Origin of the sequence: Flaviramulus multivorans (assembly GCF_021728415.1) — a bacterium.
Lineage (GTDB): Bacteria > Bacteroidota > Bacteroidia > Flavobacteriales > Flavobacteriaceae > Sabulilitoribacter > Sabulilitoribacter multivorans.
In genome coordinates this window covers 736,126-756,647 of the sequence record NZ_JAKKDV010000001.1, presented here as the reverse complement: position 1 = coordinate 756,647, position 20,522 = coordinate 736,126, and the positions used below count along the sequence as shown (strand labels likewise).

The following is a 20,522-nucleotide window of genomic DNA, read 5'->3' as shown; positions in this document are numbered from 1 at the left end:
GAATGAAAGATAAGTTCTATCAGTACATACAAGATTTACAAAACACGATTACTTCTAAGCTAGAAGCTATTGATGGTAAAGCCAAATTTCAAGAAGATATTTGGGAACGACCTGAAGGTGGTGGCGGAAGAACACGCGTTATCCAAAATGGTAATGTGTTCGAAAAAGGTGGTGTAAACATTTCGGGAGTTCACGGGAAATTGCCAAAATCGATGCAAACTTATTTTAAGGTTGGTGATGTTGATTTTTTCGCATGCGGACTAAGTTTAGTATTGCATCCGAAAAACCCAATGGTGCCAACCGTTCATGCTAATTGGCGCTATTTTGAAATGTATAATGAAGCGGGAGATATTATAGATAGTTGGTTTGGTGGTGGGCAAGATTTAACACCTTATTATTTGTTTGAAGAAGATGCAATTCACTTTCACAAAACCTGTAAAACAACATGTGATAAGCATAACCTGGAGTTTTATCCAACTTACAAAAAACGTTGCGATAAATATTTTTACAACGCTCACAGAAATGAAGGCAGAGGTATTGGCGGTTTGTTTTTCGATTATTGTAAAGCTTCAGAACAGATGTCTATGGAAAATTGGTATAACTTTGTAACCGAAGTTGGTGATAGTTTTCTTGAAGCCTATGTGCCTATTGTTGAAAAACGTAAAGATTTACCATACACCAAAGCACAACGTAATTGGCAAGAAATTCGTCGCGGACGTTACGTAGAATTTAATTTGGTTCATGATAAAGGCACTCTTTTCGGGCTAAAAACTAACGGGCGTATTGAAAGTATTTTAATGAGTTTACCACCGCATGTACAATGGGTTTATGACCATCATCCTGAAGCTGGAAGTGACGAAGATAAGCTTTTAGAAGTATTAAAAAATCCTGTTGATTGGGTTCAATAATGAAAGATTTATACCATCCTAAATACGTAGAAACGCTCTTTGACAAAATGAGCTCTTCATATGAAAGAATGAATTATATATCATCTTTTGGATTTAGTGAACGCTGGAGAAGGCAATGCGTGAATTCAATTGATATCAAAAAGGATTCTGTCGTTTTAGATTTGATGACTGGTATGGGTGAATGCTGGAAACCTATACTAAAAGTATTAGACCATAATGGAGAATTGATTGGTCTTGATTTTTCGTCAGGTATGCTGAAAATGGCAAAAAAAAGAAAAGAAAAATATTCAAAGCATAAGATTAACTTACTACAAGAAAATGTTTTTAAAAACTCTATAAGAAGCGGTTCTGTGGATTGTATTATTTCTGGTTTTGGACTGAAAACATTTTCAGAAAAACAACTAAATGATTTTGCGTTAGAAGTAAATAGATTATTAAAATCAAAAGGTTCATTTTCTTTTATTGAAGTATCTATTCCTCAAAATAGGATACTAAAGTTTTTTTACCTTTTATACTTAAAATATTGTATCCCATTTTTGGGCTTTTTATTTTTAGGAAATCCTGAAACCTATAAAATGCTTGGAGTATATACATCAAGGTTTAATAGCTCTATAAATACAAAAGAAGTCTTTGAAATGAACGGGTTTAAAGTTGAGTATTTAAATTACTTTTATGGTTGTGCAACAGGCATTAAAGGTCAAAAATTGTAACATTATGTATCCACTTAGAAGAAATAGAAGATTAAGAACCACTGAAGCTATTCGTAGTTTAGTTCGAGAAACCATAATAACCCCTAACGATTTTTTAGTACCATTATTTGTGGTTGAAGGGAAAGGTGTTAAAGATGAAATTCCATCGATGCCGAATTACTACCGTTACAGTTTAGATTTACTTGAAAAAGAAGTGAAGGAACTTTGGAAACTTGGTTTAAAATCGGTGTTACTTTTCGTGAAAGTACCCGATAATTTAAAAGATAATAAAGGTACCGAAGCCTTAAATCCAAACGGATTGATGCAACGTGCTATTAAAACTGTTAAAAATGCATGTCCGGAAATGTTAGTGATGACCGATGTGGCATTAGACCCATATTCAGCTTACGGACATGATGGTATTATTGAAAACGGACAAATAATCAACGATGAAACTGCAGAAGTTTTAGCAGAAATGAGTGTTTCTCATGCCAAAGCAGGTGCCGATTTTGTGGCGCCTAGTGATATGATGGATGGACGCATTCTTACCATTCGTGAAGCTCTGGAATACCAGGGCTTTATCAATACCGGAATAATGAGTTATTCGGCAAAATACGCCTCAGCATTTTACGGTCCATTTCGTGATGCTTTAGATTCTGCTCCTGTTGATATGATTGACATTCCGAAAGACAAAAAAACCTATCAAATGGATTATGCCAACCGCTTTGAAGCCATTCGTGAAACCGAAATGGATATAGACGAAGGTGCAGACATTGTAATGGTAAAACCAGGATTGTGCTATTTAGATATTGTGCGTGAAATAAAAAACGCCGTAGATGTTCCTGTGGCTGTATACCAGGTTTCTGGCGAATATGCCATGTTAAAAGCTGCGGCTGAAAAAGGTTGGTTAGAGCACGACGCGGTTATGATGGAACAAGTAACTGCCATAAAAAGAGCGGGGGCAGATATCATTGCTTCCTATTTTGCTAAAGATGTTGTGAAATTGATTTCGTAAATTAGCCATTAACAAAAACCATTTTAATGAGCGCATTAATTTTTTGGGCAACCATCTCCATTTTCTTTTCCTTTTTATGTTCCATCCTCGAAGCTGTTTTGTTAAGTGTTACACCAACATTCATCAACGTTAAAAAACAAGAGGGCAAAGAGTATGCATCAACTTTAGAGGCTTTAAAAAAAGATGTAGACAAACCTTTGATTGCCATACTCACACTAAACACTATTGCTCACACTTTAGGTGCTATGATGGTTGGTATTGAAGCTGAAAGCTTGCCTTATAAAGTAGAGTTTTTTGGAATTAATACAGTGGGTGTTGTATCGGCTATTATGACGTTTTTAATTTTGGTAGCTTCTGAAATTATTCCTAAAACCATTGGTGCAACTTACTGGAAAAACTTGGCTAACTTTTCCTCAAAAGCCTTAACAGCTTTAATATTTCCACTTAAATGGTCTGGTATTTTATGGCTATTACAACTTACTACTAAACTTATTGGTGGTAAGGGTCATGGTAGTGTTTTTAGCAGAGAAACTTTTATGGCTATGACCGATATGGCGCATAAAGATGGGGTGTTTCACGAAAACGAAAGTAAAATAATAAAGAATTTGCTAACCTTTAAAGATGTGTTTGCAAAAGATATAATGACACCTCGTACTGTTATGCAAACCGAAGATCAAAACACAACTATTGAAGATTTTTTTAATAGAAATATGAACCTTCGTTTTTCCAGAATTCCTATTTATGACGACAATCCAGATGATATAAAAGGGCTCGTTTTAAAAGATGAGGTTTTTAAAGAAATGGCACTTGATAATGGCTCAAAAAAACTATCCGATTTAATACGAAATATCATTGTGGTAAACAGGAGCTTACCTATTCCTACTTTATTTGAAAAACTGGTTGAAAGTCGAAATCACATGGCATTAGTTGTAGATGAATACGGTTCGGTAAGTGGTTTAGTGACTATGGAAGATGTTATTGAAACACTTTTAGGTTTAGAAATTATGGATGAAAGCGATAACGTTTCTGATCTTCAACATTTAGCCAGAAAAAGTTGGGAAGCTCGAGCCAAAAAATTAGGTATAATTGAAGAAGATAACGCTTCAGAATAATGGAAACTTGCATCATCAATTCACCTTTAGGTTTTACCAAAATTGTTGGTGATGAAGAAGGAATTAGTGCTATTACCGTTCTTAATTCCGAAGAAAAAATAACAGATATTATTCCTGTTGAGCTTGAAGATTGCGTCATTCAACTCAATGAATATTTTGAAGGTTCCAGAAAGCGGTTCGACTTAAAATTAAATCCTGAAGGCACTGATTTTCAAAAACAAATTTGGAAACTTCTTGTGCAAATCCCTTACGGTAAAACACTTTCATATCTAGAACTTTCTAAACAATTAGGTGATATAAAAGCTATACGAGCCGTTGCCAATGCTAATGGTAAAAACCCTTTGTGGATTGTTATTCCATGTCACCGCGTTATTGGTAGTGATGGTAGTTTAACGGGGTATGCAGGTGGTTTGCATCGTAAGCAATGGCTATTAAACCATGAAAGCCCATACAAACAACAATCTTTGTTTTAAAGATCTTAATTTTCTGGAATTCATTTCGTTTCAATTTTATAAAGCTGAAACATGAAGGATAAATTTATTTAACTATATTTATTTTTTACAAATCTTTCTTAAATGAAATCATTTAAATTTTTATTATCCCTATTAGTTACAATAGCAGTTTTCTACATTTTTAATACTAAATTAGGGGCTATTCCTCCAATAGGAAAGTTTTTAAGCCCTTCAACAGGGATTTGGCAAAACGAAAAAGACGAATCTGTTAATGGCAATATTCAAATTGACGGTTTATCTGAAATGGTAACTGTGCATTATGATGAAAATCTAATTCCACATATTTTTGCAAATAACGACGCTGATTTATATCGCGCCCAAGGCTATATAACAGCAAAACACAGGCTTTGGCAAATGGAGTTTCAAACCTATGCAGCTGCAGGACGATTATCAGAAATTATAGGTGAAAAAGCTCTTAATTATGATAGAGCGCAACGCCGAAAAGGGATGTTATTCGGTGCCGAAAACAGTTTGGAAGTTATTAAAAAAGATGCAGAATCTTTATCCTTTTTAAAAGCTTATACCGATGGTGTTAATACTTATATAAACGAGCTTAATCCAGAAAATTATCCCGTTGAATATAAACTTCTAGATTATAAACCCGAGCCTTGGACAGTTGATAAAATAATGCATTTATTAATGTATATGACCGATATGTTATGTGGTGGTGACGAAGATTTAGAATATACAAACCTACTACGCCAATTAGGCAAAAACCGTTTTGATTTTTTATATCCTGATTTTTTCGATTTTAATGAACCTGTAATTCCAGCAGGTACAGATTGGAGTTTTATTGATGTACCACAAACTGAAAAACCAGCAAGTGAGGTGCTTCTGGACTCTATTTCAGAAATAATGGAGAAACCAAATCCAGCTAATGGAAGTAATAATTGGGCTGTTGGATCAGAAAAATCGTATTCAGGAAACCCTATTTTAGCAAACGACCCCCATTTAGGACTTAATTTACCATCCATTTGGTTCGTAATGCAGCTAGCAACTCCAGATCATAATTCGTATGGTGCCACACTTCCAGGTACTTTAGGTATTATATCAGGTTTCAATACACATATTGCTTGGGGAGAAACCAACGCAACACGTGATGTGAAAGATTGGTATAAAATTGAATTTAAAGACAATTCTAGATCTGAATACAAATACGATGGAGCATGGAAAAAAACGAGTTTAAGGCTTGAAGAAATTAAAATTAAAGGCAAAGAAACCTTTATAGACTCAGTCATTTACACACACCATGGACCCGTTAGTTACGACCATAGTTTTAAAGGAAATACCCAAAAACAAGGTTATGCCATGAAATGGGCAGGACATATGGGGCATAATTTTGCACGATTGTTTACCGAGTTAAACAAAGGAAAAAACTATGATGATTATTTAAAAGCTATCTCTAATCATGTGGCACCTGCTCAAAACTTTGTATTTGCATCATCCGATGGTGATATTGCACTTTGGATTCAAGGAAAATTTCCAAACAAATGGGAAGGTCAAGGTAAGTTTTTAATGGACGGTAGCAACCCTGACCACGATTGGCAAGGGTTTATTCCTAAAGAATTTAACGCCCATACTAAAAACCCTGAACGCGGTTTTGTGAGTTCTTCAAATCAGCATCCTACAGATTCATTATATCCTTATTATGTGTTTAATGATGGTTATGATACCTACAGAAATCGTGTGATAAATGATTTTTTTAGATCTAAAAACACTTTTAATATTCAAGATTTTAAAGATCTTCAAAATAACAACTTCAATAAAAAAGCATCAGAGCTTTTGCCTTATATGTTTGAGCATATGGATACATCTTCACTATCAAATGAAGAGCAAGAAGTTTTAAAGACGATTAAGGCATGGGATTTTAACAGTGAAACAGACCAATTAGCCCCAAGTATTTGGGATTTATGGTGGAAAAAACTGTATAACCTTACTTGGGATGAATTTGATGTAGAAGAGGTTGCCTTACAAAAACCTTATACCTACCAAGCAATTAATATACTTAAAAACTCCCCGGATGACCCATTCATGGATATAATAAACACAGAAAAAAAGGAAAACTCGCATGATTTATTTTTAATAGCCTTTAAAGAAACTGTAAAAGAACTCAATGATTGGAAGTCTGAAAATGGTGATTATAATTGGCAGATGTATAAAGGTGCTTACGTTGGTCATTTATTACAAGCTTTACCTGCTTTTTCAAGATTTAATCTTCCAATAGGTGGAGATAGAAACACCGTAAATGCAGCCGACAAAAATCATGGTCCATCGTGGAGAATGATTGTTGAAATGAGTTCGCCTCCACAGGCCTTAGGTATTTATCCTGGGGGACAATCAGGAAACCCCGGAAGTAAATATTACGATAATTTTATAGACCCTTGGGCCAATGGCGATTATTTTAAAGCCTTATTTATGCAAGATCAAAACAAAACAGAAGGTATTATTGCCACTCAAATATTAACACCATCACCATGAGAAAAAATATTGTCAATTTTATAGCAACAATAATTATAGCCGTTATTTTGTCTCAATTTTTGCCTTGGTGGTCCGTTATGCTGGCCTCATTTATTACAGGTTTATTTTTAAGTTTAAAAAGAGTAGCTGTTTTATTTGTTCCATTTTTAGCCATTGCTGTTTTTTGGATGGTTTATTCGTTTTGGTTAAGCAATGGCAACGATTTTATTTTAGCCAAAAAAATTGCTGTTTTACTACCTTTAAAAGGAAACCCTTATTTCTTAATACTAATTACAGGAATAATTGGAGGCTTAGCTGCGGGGGTTTCTGGTATATTTGGAAAACAATGTAGTTTATTATTGAATAAAAGTAATTAATAGTATTTACTATGATTTCAAAACTCAATTTAGAAAACATATTATTTTTAGATATTGAAACCGTTCCAGAAGTTCAATATTTTTCTGGTTTGGATGAAGACAAGCAAGTGCTATGGGAGCATAAATCTCAATATCAGAGAAAAGATGATGAAACCGCTGAAGCTTTTTATGAGCGTGCTGGTATCTGGGCAGAATTTGGTAAAATAATATGTATCTCAGTTGGTTACTTTACTTTTCGAGGGGATTTAAGACATTTTAGGGTTACTTCTTTTTATGGTGATGAAGTTAAAATTCTTAAAGATTTTAAAAACTTACTCATTTCTCATTTCAGTGAAGCAAAACATTTACTTTGTGCACACAACGGCAAAGAATTTGACTTTCCATATATAGCGCGTAGAATGATTATTAATGATATTGAATTGCCATATAAATTGAATCTTTTCGGCAAAAAACCTTGGGAAGTTCCTCATTTAGATACTTTAGAACTCTGGAAATTTGGCGACTATAAAACCTACACTTCCTTAAAACTCCTTACCAATGTACTAGGAATCCCTTCGCCAAAAGGCGATATAGATGGTAGCGAAGTTTATCGGGTTTTTTACGAAGAAAATGATATAGACCGAATTATAAATTATTGCGAAAAAGACACTATTGCTGTGGCACAAATATTTTTGCGTTTACGTGGCGATGACATTTTAATTGACGACGAAATTATTCATATCTAAATGTCGAATAACAATATTTTATCTTTTAAAAATTTATCTATTTCCTTTGGTGAAAATGAAGTGATTCATAATATTTCATATCACTTAAATAAAAATGAAATCTTAGGAATTGTTGGCGAATCGGGTTCTGGTAAATCTGTGTCTTCTTTGGCAATTTTAGGACTACTTCCTAAGAAAATATCAAAAATTACCACTGGTTCTATTATTTTTAATAATACAGATTTAACAACACTATCTAGTAAATCGTTTCAAAGTATCCGTGGAAAAAAAATATCCATGATTTTTCAAGAACCTATGAGTTCTTTGAACCCGTCTATGAGGTGTGGAAAACAAGTTCAAGAAATTTTATTACAGCATACCAACTTATCAAAACAAAGAGCAAAACAGGAAACTATTTTGCTCTTTGAAAAAGTAAAACTCCCAAACCCTGAAAGGGTTTATAATGCATACCCACATGAAATTTCAGGTGGTCAAAAACAGCGTGTCATGATTGCCATGGCAATTGCTTGTAAGCCCGATATTTTAATCGCTGACGAACCCACAACAGCTCTTGATGTTACGGTTCAAAACGAAATCATCAAGCTATTAAAAACTTTGCAGGCTGAAACCAAAATGAGCGTAATTTTTATTACGCATGATTTATCATTAATTTCTGAAATTGCAGACAGGGTGCTTGTTATGTATAAAGGAGATATTGTTGAACAAGGTGAAACTGCAAGTATTTTTAAAGACCCGCAACATATATACACAAAAGCGTTAATAAACTCTCGACCTTCCTTAGAGACTAGACTTAAGGTATTACCAACTATACAAGATTACCTAAACAATACTACGAATCACAAGATTATTTCTGAAGCGGATCGTAAACAGAAACATAAAATATTATACAGTAAGCCTCCTTTATTAGAAGTTAAAAATATTGAAAAAGAATATATTTCTAAAAGCGGTTGGTTTAATAAACCTACCTCATTCAAAGCTGTTAATAATGTAAGTTTCAAGTTATATGAAGGTGAAACTTTAGGTTTAGTTGGTGAGTCTGGTTGTGGAAAAAGTACTCTTGGAAATGCTATTCTTCAGCTAGATAAAGCAACTTCAGGTTCTATTTTGTATCAGGGCATAGATATTACAAAGCTTCCTAATTCTGAAATTAAAAAGTTACGTAAAGACATTCAAATTATATTTCAAGATCCTTATTCATCTTTAAATCCAAGGATTCCCGTTGGCGAAGCTATTATGGAACCCATGAAGGTTCATAAACTATATATTTCTGATAAAGAGCGTAAAGAAAAAGTAATTGATATTTTAAATAAAGTTGGGTTGAGTGAAGCGTATTTCAATAGATACCCACACGAATTTTCGGGCGGACAGAGACAACGTATTGGAATTGCTAGAACTATTGCGCTACAACCGAAGCTTATAGTATGTGATGAATCGGTATCTGCCTTAGATATTTCTGTGCAAGCTCAGGTTTTAAATCTTCTCAATGAGTTGAAAGAAGACTTTGGTTTTACTTACATTTTTATATCGCACGATTTGGCTGTTGTAAAATATATGAGCGACCAACTACTCGTTATGAATGAAGGTAGAATTGAAGAATTAGATGATGCAGATGTTATATATAAGAATCCCAAAAGGGAATACACAAAAAAATTAATTCATGCTATACCAAAAGAATTATAGCATGAATATTTTTTTGGTTAAATAAAACAAACTCCTTAAAAATTGTAAATTCTCTTTAACAGTTTCTTTGAATTTGCTTTCATCATTAGTAGGTAGTTCAGGTAGATTTTTTGCAATATTCATAAGTCTCTAAGTTTATGGTAGATTTGGGGAAATCTAAAATTTTACTTTGGTTAATTTGAGGACTGCTAATATGTAATATATTTTTAATAAATCGGTTTAAAATCAAAAAAATTCGACGAAATGCTTTTTTATTTAACATTTTATCGAATTAAAAATATCCTTTTTATACTTTCTGTAAAATTTAGAGGTTCATTTCTGGTATATTACCTTCAACAATTAAATGTCCTTCTGTAGCTTTTTTTATGTCATCTACTGAAACTCCTGGAGCACGTTCTAATAACTTAAACCCTTGATTAGTCACCTCAACAACAGCTAAATTAGTCACAATTTTTTTAACGCAACCAACTCCTGTAAGAGGTAAAGAACAACGTTTTAATAATTTAGACTCACCTGCTTTGTTAGTATGCATCATAGCTACAATTATATTTTCCGCACTTGCAACCAAATCCATAGCACCACCCATACCTTTTACCATTTTACCTGGTATTTTCCAATTAGCTATATCACCATTTTCTGCCACTTCCATAGCGCCTAAAATAGTTAAGTCGACATGTTTACCTCGAATCATAGAGAAGCTTAAAGCAGAGTCGAAAAAACTAGCCCCTGGAAGCGTTGTAATTGTTTGTTTTCCAGCATTAATTACATCAGCATCTTCTTCACCTTCAAATGGAAATGGGCCCATTCCCAAAACACCGTTTTCACTTTGAAATTCAACTTCAATATCTTCTCTTACGTAATTAGCAACCAAAGTAGGAATGCCTATTCCTAGATTTACATAATAACCATCTTTGACTTCCTTTGCTATACGCTTTGCTATACCTGTTTTGTCTAACATTTTATCAGTTTTAACTTCTTTGTCTTACAGTTCGTTGTTCAATACGCTTTTCATATTTCTCACCCTGAAAAATACGTTGTACAAAAATACCTGGAATATGAATTTGGTTAGGGTCTAAACTCCCAAGCGGGACAAGTTCTTCCACTTCGGCAACCGTTATTTTTGCAGCGCCACACATATTAGGATTAAAGTTTCGAGCAGTTCCTTTAAATATTAAGTTTCCTGCGGCATCACCTTTCCAAGCTTTTATGAAAGCAAAGTCTGCCTTAAAAGCATGCTCCAAAACATACATTTTACCATCAAACTCGCGGGTTTCTTTTCCTTCAGCCACTTCAGTTCCATAACCTGCTGGCGTATAAATTGCTGGGAAACCTGCTTGCGCTGCTCTACAGCGTTCTGCTAATGTTCCTTGTGGAATAAGCTCAACATCTAACTCGCCTGAAAGCATTTGACGTTCAAACTCATCATTTTCGCCCACATACGACGATATCATTTTTTTGATTTGCTTTTGTTGAAGAAGTAATCCTAATCCAAAATCGTCAACTCCTGCATTATTAGAAATACATGTTAATCCATTTACTCCAAGTTTGACTAATTCGGCTATGGCATTTTCAGGAATACCACTAAGTCCAAACCCACCTAACATAAAAGTCATGTTATTAGCTACGCCTTTTAAGGCTTCTTGAACATTGGCTACTTGTTTATTAATCATTATTATTCAGTTTTAGCTGCATAAAATTACGAATAATTGAATGATTTCCCGAAAATATAAACAAATAAAAAAACCATCCCTGATAAGGATGGTTTCTATATTACCTATTTAAATAATCTTTTAAAAATTTAAGTCATCTGGAGTTTTTTTGTCTGAATCATCACCAGTATCATTTGTCTCTTTAGAACAATCGATATTTATTGAAAGGTTTTCTGGAGCCACAAAGTCTTCTTTAGAGATATTTAAAGTTTCATCTGCATAACAACTCTTCATATATAACCCCCAAATTGGTAATGCCATGGCTGCTCCTTGTCCATAAGTTATGGTTCTAAAATGCACAGCTCTATCTTCTGCACCAACCCAAACACCTGTAACTAAATTAGGTACCATACCCATAAACCAACCATCACTTTGGTTTTGTGTAGTTCCAGTTTTTCCTGCAATTGGATTTGTAAACCCGTAAGGGTAACCAGTTACGACTTCTTTATAGTCTGGTTGATTAACAGCCCATGTATGTTTTAACCGTGTACCAGATCCGCCCTCTGTAACTCCCTGCATTAATTTGACCGTTACATAAGCTGTTTCTTCACTTAATACATCACGAGTTTCCGGTTTAAATTGATATAAAATTGTACCATTTTTATCTTCAATATTCGTAACCATTACTGGTTTGGTATAGACCCCTTGGTTTGCAAAGGCAGAATACGCCCCTACCATTTCGTAAACACTGATATCTGGTGTTCCTAGTGCTATAGATGGTACAGGTAGCATCTCAGATTCTACACCTAATTTTTGCGCCAAATCCACCACCGTTTGCGGGCCTACTTTATCAATTAATCTTGCTGTAATAGTATTAACAGAATTGGCTAAAGCATTTTTTAAAGTTCTTTGTCCTCCATAACTTCCTCCAGAATTCTTAGGGCACCATTCTTCGGGGTTTCCAAATTTACCTGCTTCAATACAAAATGGGGTGTCTGGAAACTCATCACAAGGAGAATAATGTAGCTGATCAATAGCCGCAGTATAAACAAAAGGCTTAAAAGTAGATCCTATTTGTCGTTTCCCTTGTTTCACCATATCGTACTGAAAGTGACGATAATTCATACCGCCTACCCAAGCTTTCACGTGACCCGTTTGTGGATCCATTGACATCATACCTGGTCTTAAAAACGATTTGTAATAACGCATAGAATCGATAGGTTTCATGATGGTGTCAATCTCTGAAGCCTGCCCGTCTACCCAAGCGAAAACTGACATTTGCACTGGTTTATTGAACGATTCCTCAATTTCTTTATCAGACTTTTTTAAATCATATTTCATGTGTCTCCAACGTTCTGATTGCTTCATAGAGCGATTAAGCAAATCTTTAATTTCACTTTGGTCTAACTCTAAGAAAGGAGCAGTAGGATTTCTGTCTGGTGTATTTTGATGAAAAAACTCTGCTTGCAACCTTGGCATATGTTGTTGCACAGCGTCTTCAGCATATTTTTGCATTCGAGAATCAATAGTGGTGTAAATTTTTAACCCATCATTATATAAATTCCATTTTGTACCATCTGGTTTCGGGTTATTTTTTATCCATTCTTTCATAAACCCATCTAAATATCCTCTAAAATAAGTGGCTATACCCTCACGATGAGATTCTGGAGAATAGTCTAAATCTAATTCGGTGTTTTGAAGAGAGTCTTTTAGCTTCTTATCTATATAATCATATTTATACATTTGTGCTAAAACCACATTCCGTCTATTTTTTACTCCTACAGGATTACGTCTTGGATTGTATAATGATGAATTTTTAAACATCCCTACTAACATAGCAGACTCTTTTACATCTAAATCTTTCGGTTCCTTATTAAAATAAATTCTGGAAGCACTTCGGATTCCGTCAGCGTTATTACCAAAATCATAAATATTAAAATACTGCGATATAATTTCTTCTTTAGTGTATTGACGTTCTAAACGTGTAGCAATTATCCACTCTCTGACTTTTTGAGAAAGTTTTTGGATAACATTAGCATTTTCTCTTCTATGAAATAATTGTTTTGCTAGCTGTTGAGAAATAGTACTTGCACCTCCTTTACTTCCAAGAAAAACTGCGGCTCTTAAAGTCCCGATTGCATCAATACCTGAGTGTTTGTGAAATCTTGCATCTTCAGTAGCAATTAAAGCATCTACCAAATGTTGTGGTAAATCATCATAACTAACAGGTGTTCTGTTATCGTTAAAATAAAATTTTCCTAGGGTTTTACCATCTGAAGAAATAATTTCTGTAGCTAAATTGGTTTTAGGGTTTTCTAAAACTGTATGGTCTGGCATTTCACCAAATACGCCCCAAGATGCTAATAAGAAAATTAATAAAATTGCTAATATGCCACCTATAAACAACTTCCAAAACCACCGAATGTGCTTTGAAAAGTCCTGTGTTTCTTTTTGTCCCTTTTTTGTTTTTGCCATGTACTTTGCTTAATAAATACTTCTCGATACAATTCAGATAAAAAAAATCAGAATCACTCGAAGTGACATTTAATTATTATTTATTTTTTCTACTCTAAAGCCAACATCTGTAACGCCTTCAAGCTCTACAACACCGTTTACTTTTCCATTTTCTCTCATGGCATGTTGAATATTAACAGTATACTCACCAGCTTCATTAAAAACAACTTGTTCTTTATACCAAAGCTTATTTTCTTTAACATCGGTAAGTCCAGTGCCCAACAATTTCCCGCTAGGTTCAGCCATTTTATATTCTAAAGTGTCTTTTATAGTTTTTCCATGAGGAAATGCCATTTCAACTATTAAAAACAGGTTGTTGTACTTATAAGAATTTGTATTTCTTAGGTTAACAAACAAATTGTAAGCATTTGTAGAGTCTGGTGGGTTTATTTTAAAACTTACGATAGAATCTTTATGCCATTTATTTGGAACCGATTTATAGGAATCGAAAACACGATTAGAATCGCAAGACACAATGCTTACAAAAGAAAAAACAAGAAGAAATAACTTTACATTACTTCGGGTCATTATTCGTTTTTTGAGGTTTTCTTTTTCTATTTTTATTTCTATTGTTTCGGTTCTTATTAGTTTTACGTTTTTTAGAACGTTTTGGACCATCGAAACGTGTTAAACTATCTTGACCTACAACGTTTTCAAACTCTGCTTTAGTATCTTCAATAACATTTGAAGCAAACTCTTCAAGACTAGCTACTTTTTTATTTTTATTATTTAGTTCAATAATTTCATTGGCTTGCTCCGTTGTTATTTTATGCCAATTCATCCATTCACCCTCGTAAGCATACCAAAGATGTCCTTTAAAAATATCTGTTTTTTGACACACCGCTGTGCCTTTTTCAGTTTGTAATTTTATATCTGTTTTTGGAAAGCTTTTTAAAGCATCCATATAAGTATCTAGCTCATAATTTAAGCAGCATTTAAGCTTACCACATTGACCTGCCAACTTTTGTGGATTTAGTGATAATTGCTGATAACGCGCTGCCGACGTGCTTACCGAACGAAAATCGGTTAACCATGTGGAGCAACATAACTCACGTCCGCAAGAACCAATGCCTCCAAGTCGTGCCGCTTCTTGACGAAACCCAACCTGTTTCATTTCAATACGGGTTCTAAACTCTCTCGCAAATACTTTAATAAGTTCTCTGAAATCTACGCGATCTTCAGCTGTGTAATAAAAGGTCGCTTTGCTAGCATCGCCTTGAAATTCGATGTCTGAAATTTTCATTTGCAAGTTTAAATCAATTGCAAACTGGCGCGCTTTAACCTTCATAGGTTCTTCTTTGTCGCGTGCTGCCGACCAAATATCAATATCTTTTTGACTTGCTTTTCTATATATTTTTAAGGCTTCTTCAATATTCTCTGGCACACTTTTGCGTTTCATTTGAACACGCACCAATTCCCCTGTAAGGGTAACCATACCAATATCATGACCAGATTGCGCTTGTGTAGCTACAATGTCTCCTATACTTAATGTTAAATTTTCGGTATTATGGTAGTATTCTTTTCTACCATTTTTATAACGTACTTCTACCCAGTTAAATGGTTTTTCTCCATTAGGTAGCGACATATTGGATAACCAATCAAAAACAGTTAATTTATTACAACTGTCTGTTCCACAAGTACCATTATTTTTGCAGCCTTTAGGTTGACCGTCTTTTGTTGAGCAACTTGCACAAGCCATATTTTATATATTGATTCCAACTAAAACCAAAGTTTTATTGGAAGATGGTTCATAAATAATTTGAATTGTAAAGATATGATTATTTACTTACTTAAGAAGGAAGAATTTCTAAATCAGTACTATAATTGCTTATTCTTTAAAACATCAAAAATATTTCTCAAATCTTTTTTATAAGGAAGATGGTCTGCGCGCCCTTTTTTGAAGATATCGTTACTATTTCCTTGCCCTTTGCGTAAGGCTTTTTGCTCTTCGTATGGTAACGCATGAATCTCTTTGCAAGTTGTAGAACAGCAATTATTCATTTCTTCCTTACATTCATCACATTGAATAAATAACAAATGACATGCTTCGTTAGCACAGTTAGTGTGTACATCAAAAGGTTTTCCGCATTGGTGGCAATAAGCAATCACATCCTCGGAAATGCGTTCTGCTCTTCTATCGTCAAACACGAAGTTCTGCCCTAAAAACTTATTATCTAGTTTTTTTTCATTGACTTGTCTTGCATATTCAATAATTCCACCTTCTAATTGATACACATTTTTAAATCCTTTATGCTTAAAGTATGCGCTAGCTTTTTCACAACGTATACCGCCAGTACAATACATCACCAAATTTTTATCTTCCTTATGGTCTTTTAAATCTTCTTCAATAATATCGAGAGATTCTCTAAATGTATCAACATCAGGCGTAACAGCATTTTTAAAATGCCCTATTTCGCTTTCATAATGATTACGCATATCAACCAGCACTGTTTTTTCATCTTCAATAAGCTCATTAAATTTTTTAGCATCAACATGAATTCCTTTGTTAGTTACATCAAAAGTATCATCGTTTAAGCCATCGGCAACAATTTTGTTTCGAACTTTAATTTTTAGTTTTAAAAAGGATTTATTGTCTTGCTCTCTAGCAATATTAAGTCGTATTCCCTTTAAAAAAACAATAGAATCTAAGTGCTTTTTAAATTCTTTAAAACGATCTGCTGGAAGCGAAAGCTGCCCATTAATACCTTCGTGTGCTACATAAATTCTGCCCAGAACATCAAGTGCATCCCAAGTAACAAATAAATGATCTCTAAAAATTTGTGGATTGCCTATTTTGGCATACTTATAAAAAGAAAGTGTTAATCGATTTTTCCCTGCCTTATCGATTAATTCTGCTCTTTCTTTTGCGCTTAGTTTATTGTACAGTTGCATGCTATACTAATTTATAAGGTTAAAGAAATATTTTAAAGTGCAAAAGTACAATTTTAAGGGAATGTCACAATGTAAAGCATAAAAAAAGCACTTTAATAACCTTAAAGTGCTTTTAGTAAAGTTCGAGTTAGTCTAAAATTCAAACCGTTTTTGGATAAATCTCATAGCAAAATTTTTCCATCTTTTATAGTAGATGCAGAATGTTGAAAAAGGTTGCGTTATAAAATTGTATTCTGACAAAACTTATAGTATTTTAGCATACAATTTTTTAGAAATATATAGAAATGAGCAGCGAAAAAGAAGCGAAATTAAAAGCACTAAAACTTACACTAGACAAACTTGATAAAGCCTACGGAAAAGGAACCGTAATGAAAATGAGCGACTCTGCTATTGTAGATGTTGATGCTATTCCTTCTGGTTCTTTAGGTTTAGATATTGCATTAGGCGTTGGCGGATATCCTCGTGGACGTGTTATAGAAATTTATGGTCCGGAATCTTCAGGAAAAACAACATTAACTTTACACGCTATTGCTGAAGCGCAAAAAGCAGGTGGTATTGCAGCATTTATTGATGCTGAACATGCTTTTGACAGGTTTTATGCTGAAAAATTAGGTGTAGATATTGATAACTTAATAATTTCTCAACCAGATAATGGAGAGCAGGCTTTAGAAATAGCTGATAATTTAATTCGCTCTGGCGCCATTGATATTGTAGTGATAGACTCCGTTGCTGCATTGACTCCGAAAAGTGAAATTGAAGGCGAAATGGGCGATTCTAAAATGGGCTTGCATGCAAGATTAATGTCTCAGGCCTTAAGAAAACTAACTGCATCAATTAGCAAAACCAACTGTACTGTTATATTTATTAACCAATTGCGCGAAAAAATTGGTGTTATGTTTGGTAACCCAGAAACTACAACAGGTGGAAATGCTTTAAAATTCTACGCGTCTGTTAGGCTAGACATTCGTCGTTCTACCCAAATAAAAGAGACGGATGGTAATGTAACTGGTAATAAAACACGCGTAAAAGTTGTTAAAAATAAAGTAGCACCACCTTTTAAAATGGCAGAATTCGATATTATGTATGGCGAAGGTGTTAGCAAAGTAGGTGAAATATTAGATTTGGCTGTTGAACACGAAATTGTTAAGAAAAGTGGCTCGTGGTTTAGCTATGACGAAACTAAGCTTGGACAAGGAAGAGATGCTGTTAAAGCATTGATAAAGGATAACCCAGAACTGATGGATGAACTTGAAGCCAAGGTTAGAAAAATAGTCTCAGAAAAATAATTAAAATCCCGTTAATTCGGGATTTTTTTGGTTTTACGCGCAACCTTTTTATTATCTAAGCATCTATAGCTATATAAACATGTTAGTTAATAATTTTAATTTTTATGAAAAAGTTACTTGCCCTGAGTTTAACTTTAGTATTATTTGTTTCGTGTAGCCTTAATGATGATACTGTAAGTTATAGTTTTGAAATTTTGCCTGTTGAGAGCGTAGATATTCCTAGTGAGTTTCAATTAGGAGAAACATATCCAATTACTGTTTCGTATTTTAAGCCTTCAACTTGCCACAGTTTTAAAGAGTTTTATTATTTAAAAGAAAATAATGAACGTACTGTGGCTCCAATTACTTATGTTTTTGAAGATAACAGTTGCAGCACACTAGAAAATGAATTGGTAGAAGCAACGTTTAACTTTATAGTTACTAGCAATGGTTCTTATATTTTTAAGTTTTGGCAAGGAGAAGATTCTCAAGGCGAGCCAATATATTTAATTATTGAAGTACCAGTAATAGACTAAAGTTTAAGTATTAATTAATACATGTTTAATTTGAGTTTAGATCAACTCATAGAAAATTGTAAAAAAGATGATACTAAAGCACAAAGCGAATTATATAAACTCTTTTCGAGCAAATTATTCGCAGTTTGCTTAAAGTATTCACGCAATTATGCAGAAGCTGAAGATAATCTGCAAGACACTTTTATTACAGTTTTTAAAAAAATTGAACAGTATAAAGGCAAAGGCTCTTTTGAAGGTTGGTTAAAACGCATTACGGTAAACACTGCGTTACAACGATACCGAAAAGAAAAGGTTTTTGATATAATTAATGAAAATACTATTGAAGATGTTGAATTAGAAGTTGATGAAGATTCTCTTTCAATCGATTATCTATTACAAATCATTCAAGAATTACCGGACAGATACCGCTTGGTTTTTAACCTTTATGTATTGGATGGTTATTCGCATAAAGACATAGCAAGTATGCTTGATATTAATATAGGAACATCAAAATCTAATTTAGCACGAGCAAGACAAATTTTGAAGCAAACGATTGAGCATTACAAAACAAAACAACATTCACAATCGCAATAATGAGTGAAAAAAAACATATAGACAGACTTTTTCAAGAGGGTTTTAAAGACTTTGAAGCGACTCCTAGTGATGCTGTTTGGAAAAACATTGAAGCATCTCTTAACGAGAAAAAGAAGAAACGTCGTGTAATTCCTATTTGGTGGCGATATGCCGGTGTAGCAGCCTTATTGCTTTTGCTTTTTACTGTTGGTTACACATTTTTTAATGACAATAGCAAAACACCAACAAATCAAGTGGTGGAAACTGATAACGATGCCTCTTTAGAGCAATTAAACGAGGAAACTAATTCCTCTTTAAAAAATTCAGATAATACTACTGACATTAAAACCGCTGTTATTGATAATGAAGAATCAAAAGAAGGTTTAAATACTTCCAATGAAAAAACGTCTCTTGAAAAATCTCAAAATAAGTTAAATTCAATAAACGAGTCTTCGATAGTTGAATCTTCTAAATCAACAAGAAAAAGTAATAATAGTGTTAATAATGTTTCAAAAGATAACATAAAAAACAAACTGGTGAATCCCGCTAGTAATAATGCTATAGCAGACCTTTCAGAAAAGGAAGAAAAGGGCAATGCGCTTGTTACATCTTCAAATGACGAAAATAATACAAGTAATGAATCTTTAATTGATAAAGAAAAGGCTCGTGAACTTTTAAATAAACTTTCAGATAACAGTAATAATATTGCCCAAAACAAAGACGAACAGTCTGAAAGTGCAACTGAAAATGAAACTGAAAAAAATGCCCTTTCCATTGAAGAGGCTTTAGATAAAAACAAAGATCTTAGTGAAGAAGAGGAACTAAAACAAAACAGGTGGAGTATTGCCCCAAATGCTGCGCCTGTTTATTTTAATTCGCTTGGTGAAGGGTCCTCCATTGATCCGCAGTTTAATAAAAATGCCAAAAGCGGTGAAGTAAACATGAGTTATGGTATATCTGCAAGTTATGCTATAAACAATAAATTAAGCGTGCGTTCAGGTATTAATAAAGTTAATTTAGGTTACAATACTAATGATGTTATTATTTTTCAATCTGCAGGCTTAAATTCTAGTAGTGGTGCATTGCAAAATGTTAATTCAACTGGTAATAATAGTTCTAGTGATGCTGTTTCAGTGATAAGCGCCGAAAGTTTAAATAACAATACTATCCCTGAAGATTTTGCTACTACTAACACCTCTCTAAATCAGGCATTAGGCTATATAGAAATTCCTTTAGAAATTCAATACACACTTTCTGATAAAAAATTAGGCGTAAATGTTATTGGTGGGTTTAGTTCATTCTTTTTAAATGATAATGAAATATATTCTGAGGCAGAAAATGGAAATAGAACTTTTTTAGGTGAGGCTAATAATATTAACAAAGTAAGTTATAGTGCTAATTTTGGTTTAGGTTTTAACTATCAGGTTTCTAAAAAAATAGACTTGAATTTAGAGCCTATGTTTAAATATCAAATTAACACATTTAAAAATACATCAGGTAATTTTACACCATTTTTTATAGGTGTTTATACCGGATTTGCTATTAAATTTTAGGTTTTTGGTTAGATCTGGATATACATTTTCATTTAAGCTCGGAAATGCATATCGAAAAAAAACCGTCTCTTCCCCGAGACGGTTTT

Annotated in this window: 19 protein-coding genes; 13 read left to right on the top strand and 6 right to left on the bottom strand. The window is 33.6% G+C overall.

The window, feature by feature from the left end; all coding sequences use genetic code 11:
• Positions 1 to 2 precede the first annotated feature (2 nt).
• From hemF to L3X39_RS03340, 9 genes are all read left to right on the top strand, one after another.
• On the top strand, positions 3 to 908 hold the full coding sequence (gene hemF / locus L3X39_RS03380) for an oxygen-dependent coproporphyrinogen oxidase (protein WP_237230333.1): 906 nt from the start codon (positions 3 to 5) through the stop codon (positions 906 to 908).
• Positions 908 to 1,618 carry a class I SAM-dependent methyltransferase gene (locus L3X39_RS03375; RefSeq protein ID WP_237230332.1) on the top strand — a complete coding sequence of 237 codons (711 nt, stop codon included), beginning with the start codon at positions 908 to 910 and terminating at the stop codon, positions 1,616 to 1,618. The genes hemF and L3X39_RS03375 overlap by 1 nt, the downstream gene beginning before the upstream one ends.
• A gap of 4 nt (positions 1,619 to 1,622) precedes the next feature.
• A complete protein-coding gene (hemB, locus tag L3X39_RS03370) occupies positions 1,623 to 2,612 on the top strand; it encodes a porphobilinogen synthase (protein ID WP_237230331.1) in 990 nt (329 codons plus the stop codon).
• 26 nt (positions 2,613 to 2,638) lie between these two features.
• Positions 2,639 to 3,724, top strand: a complete 1,086-nt coding sequence (locus L3X39_RS03365) for a CNNM domain-containing protein (RefSeq protein WP_237230330.1) — start codon at positions 2,639 to 2,641, stop codon at positions 3,722 to 3,724.
• Positions 3,724 to 4,197: a methylated-DNA--[protein]-cysteine S-methyltransferase gene (locus L3X39_RS03360; protein ID WP_237230329.1), complete on the top strand. Its 474-nt coding sequence runs from the start codon at positions 3,724 to 3,726 to the stop codon at positions 4,195 to 4,197. The genes L3X39_RS03365 and L3X39_RS03360 overlap by 1 nt, the downstream gene beginning before the upstream one ends.
• 102 nt (positions 4,198 to 4,299) lie before the next feature.
• Positions 4,300 to 6,714 carry a penicillin acylase family protein gene (locus tag L3X39_RS03355; protein WP_237230328.1) on the top strand — a complete coding sequence of 805 codons (2,415 nt, stop codon included), beginning with the start codon at positions 4,300 to 4,302 and terminating at the stop codon, positions 6,712 to 6,714.
• Entirely contained in the window at positions 6,711 to 7,070 is a 360-nt protein-coding gene (locus tag L3X39_RS03350) for a hypothetical protein (RefSeq protein ID WP_237230327.1), read from the top strand. Before L3X39_RS03355 ends, L3X39_RS03350 begins: the two co-directional genes overlap by 4 nt.
• Positions 7,071 to 7,081: 11 nt before the next feature.
• Positions 7,082 to 7,795, top strand: coding sequence for a 3'-5' exonuclease (locus tag L3X39_RS03345; protein WP_237230326.1), 714 nt, complete (start codon positions 7,082 to 7,084; stop codon positions 7,793 to 7,795).
• On the top strand, positions 7,796 to 9,475 hold the full coding sequence (locus tag L3X39_RS03340; protein ID WP_237230325.1) for an ABC transporter ATP-binding protein: 1,680 nt from the start codon (positions 7,796 to 7,798) through the stop codon (positions 9,473 to 9,475).
• Positions 9,476 to 9,779: 304 nt separating this feature from the next.
• Here L3X39_RS03340 and L3X39_RS03335 read toward each other — a convergent pair whose 3' ends face one another.
• The 6 genes from L3X39_RS03335 to trhO all read right to left on the bottom strand — a co-directional run bounded on the left by L3X39_RS03335 (position 9,780) and on the right by trhO (position 16,530).
• Positions 9,780 to 10,433, bottom strand: coding sequence for a 3-oxoacid CoA-transferase subunit B (locus L3X39_RS03335; RefSeq protein ID WP_237230324.1), 654 nt, complete (start codon positions 10,431 to 10,433; stop codon positions 9,780 to 9,782).
• 10 nt (positions 10,434 to 10,443) lie between these two features.
• Positions 10,444 to 11,145, bottom strand: coding sequence for a CoA transferase subunit A (locus L3X39_RS03330; RefSeq protein ID WP_237230323.1), 702 nt, complete (start codon positions 11,143 to 11,145; stop codon positions 10,444 to 10,446).
• Between the two features lie 120 nt (positions 11,146 to 11,265).
• The gene (locus L3X39_RS03325; RefSeq protein WP_237230322.1) at positions 11,266 to 13,599 is read right to left on the bottom strand and encodes a penicillin-binding protein 1A; all 2,334 of its coding nucleotides are present in this window, start codon (positions 13,597 to 13,599) and stop codon (positions 11,266 to 11,268) included.
• Between the two features lie 69 nt (positions 13,600 to 13,668).
• The gene (locus tag L3X39_RS03320; RefSeq protein WP_237230321.1) at positions 13,669 to 14,166 is read right to left on the bottom strand and encodes a gliding motility lipoprotein GldH; all 498 of its coding nucleotides are present in this window, start codon (positions 14,164 to 14,166) and stop codon (positions 13,669 to 13,671) included.
• Positions 14,153 to 15,337 carry a PSP1 domain-containing protein gene (locus L3X39_RS03315; RefSeq protein WP_237230320.1) on the bottom strand — a complete coding sequence of 395 codons (1,185 nt, stop codon included), beginning with the start codon at positions 15,335 to 15,337 and terminating at the stop codon, positions 14,153 to 14,155. The genes L3X39_RS03320 and L3X39_RS03315 overlap by 14 nt, the downstream gene beginning before the upstream one ends.
• Before the next feature lie 119 nt (positions 15,338 to 15,456).
• On the bottom strand, positions 15,457 to 16,530 hold the full coding sequence (gene trhO, locus L3X39_RS03310) for an oxygen-dependent tRNA uridine(34) hydroxylase TrhO (RefSeq protein ID WP_237230319.1): 1,074 nt from the start codon (positions 16,528 to 16,530) through the stop codon (positions 15,457 to 15,459).
• A 284-nt stretch (positions 16,531 to 16,814) separates the two neighbouring features.
• On the opposite strand from trhO, the gene recA reads away from it, so the two are divergent.
• From recA to L3X39_RS03290, 4 genes are all read left to right on the top strand, one after another.
• Positions 16,815 to 17,816 (top strand): recombinase RecA, encoded by a 1,002-nt coding sequence (gene recA, locus L3X39_RS03305; protein WP_237230318.1) that lies wholly within the window; start codon positions 16,815 to 16,817, stop codon positions 17,814 to 17,816.
• 104 nt (positions 17,817 to 17,920) lie between these two features.
• Positions 17,921 to 18,331 (top strand): hypothetical protein, encoded by a 411-nt coding sequence (locus L3X39_RS03300; protein ID WP_237230317.1) that lies wholly within the window; start codon positions 17,921 to 17,923, stop codon positions 18,329 to 18,331.
• A 30-nt stretch (positions 18,332 to 18,361) separates the two neighbouring features.
• Positions 18,362 to 18,904: an RNA polymerase sigma factor gene (locus L3X39_RS03295; RefSeq protein WP_237230316.1), complete on the top strand. Its 543-nt coding sequence runs from the start codon at positions 18,362 to 18,364 to the stop codon at positions 18,902 to 18,904.
• Positions 18,904 to 20,436, top strand: coding sequence for a hypothetical protein (locus L3X39_RS03290; protein ID WP_237230315.1), 1,533 nt, complete (start codon positions 18,904 to 18,906; stop codon positions 20,434 to 20,436). The genes L3X39_RS03295 and L3X39_RS03290 overlap by 1 nt, the downstream gene beginning before the upstream one ends.
• Positions 20,437 to 20,522 lie beyond the last annotated feature (86 nt).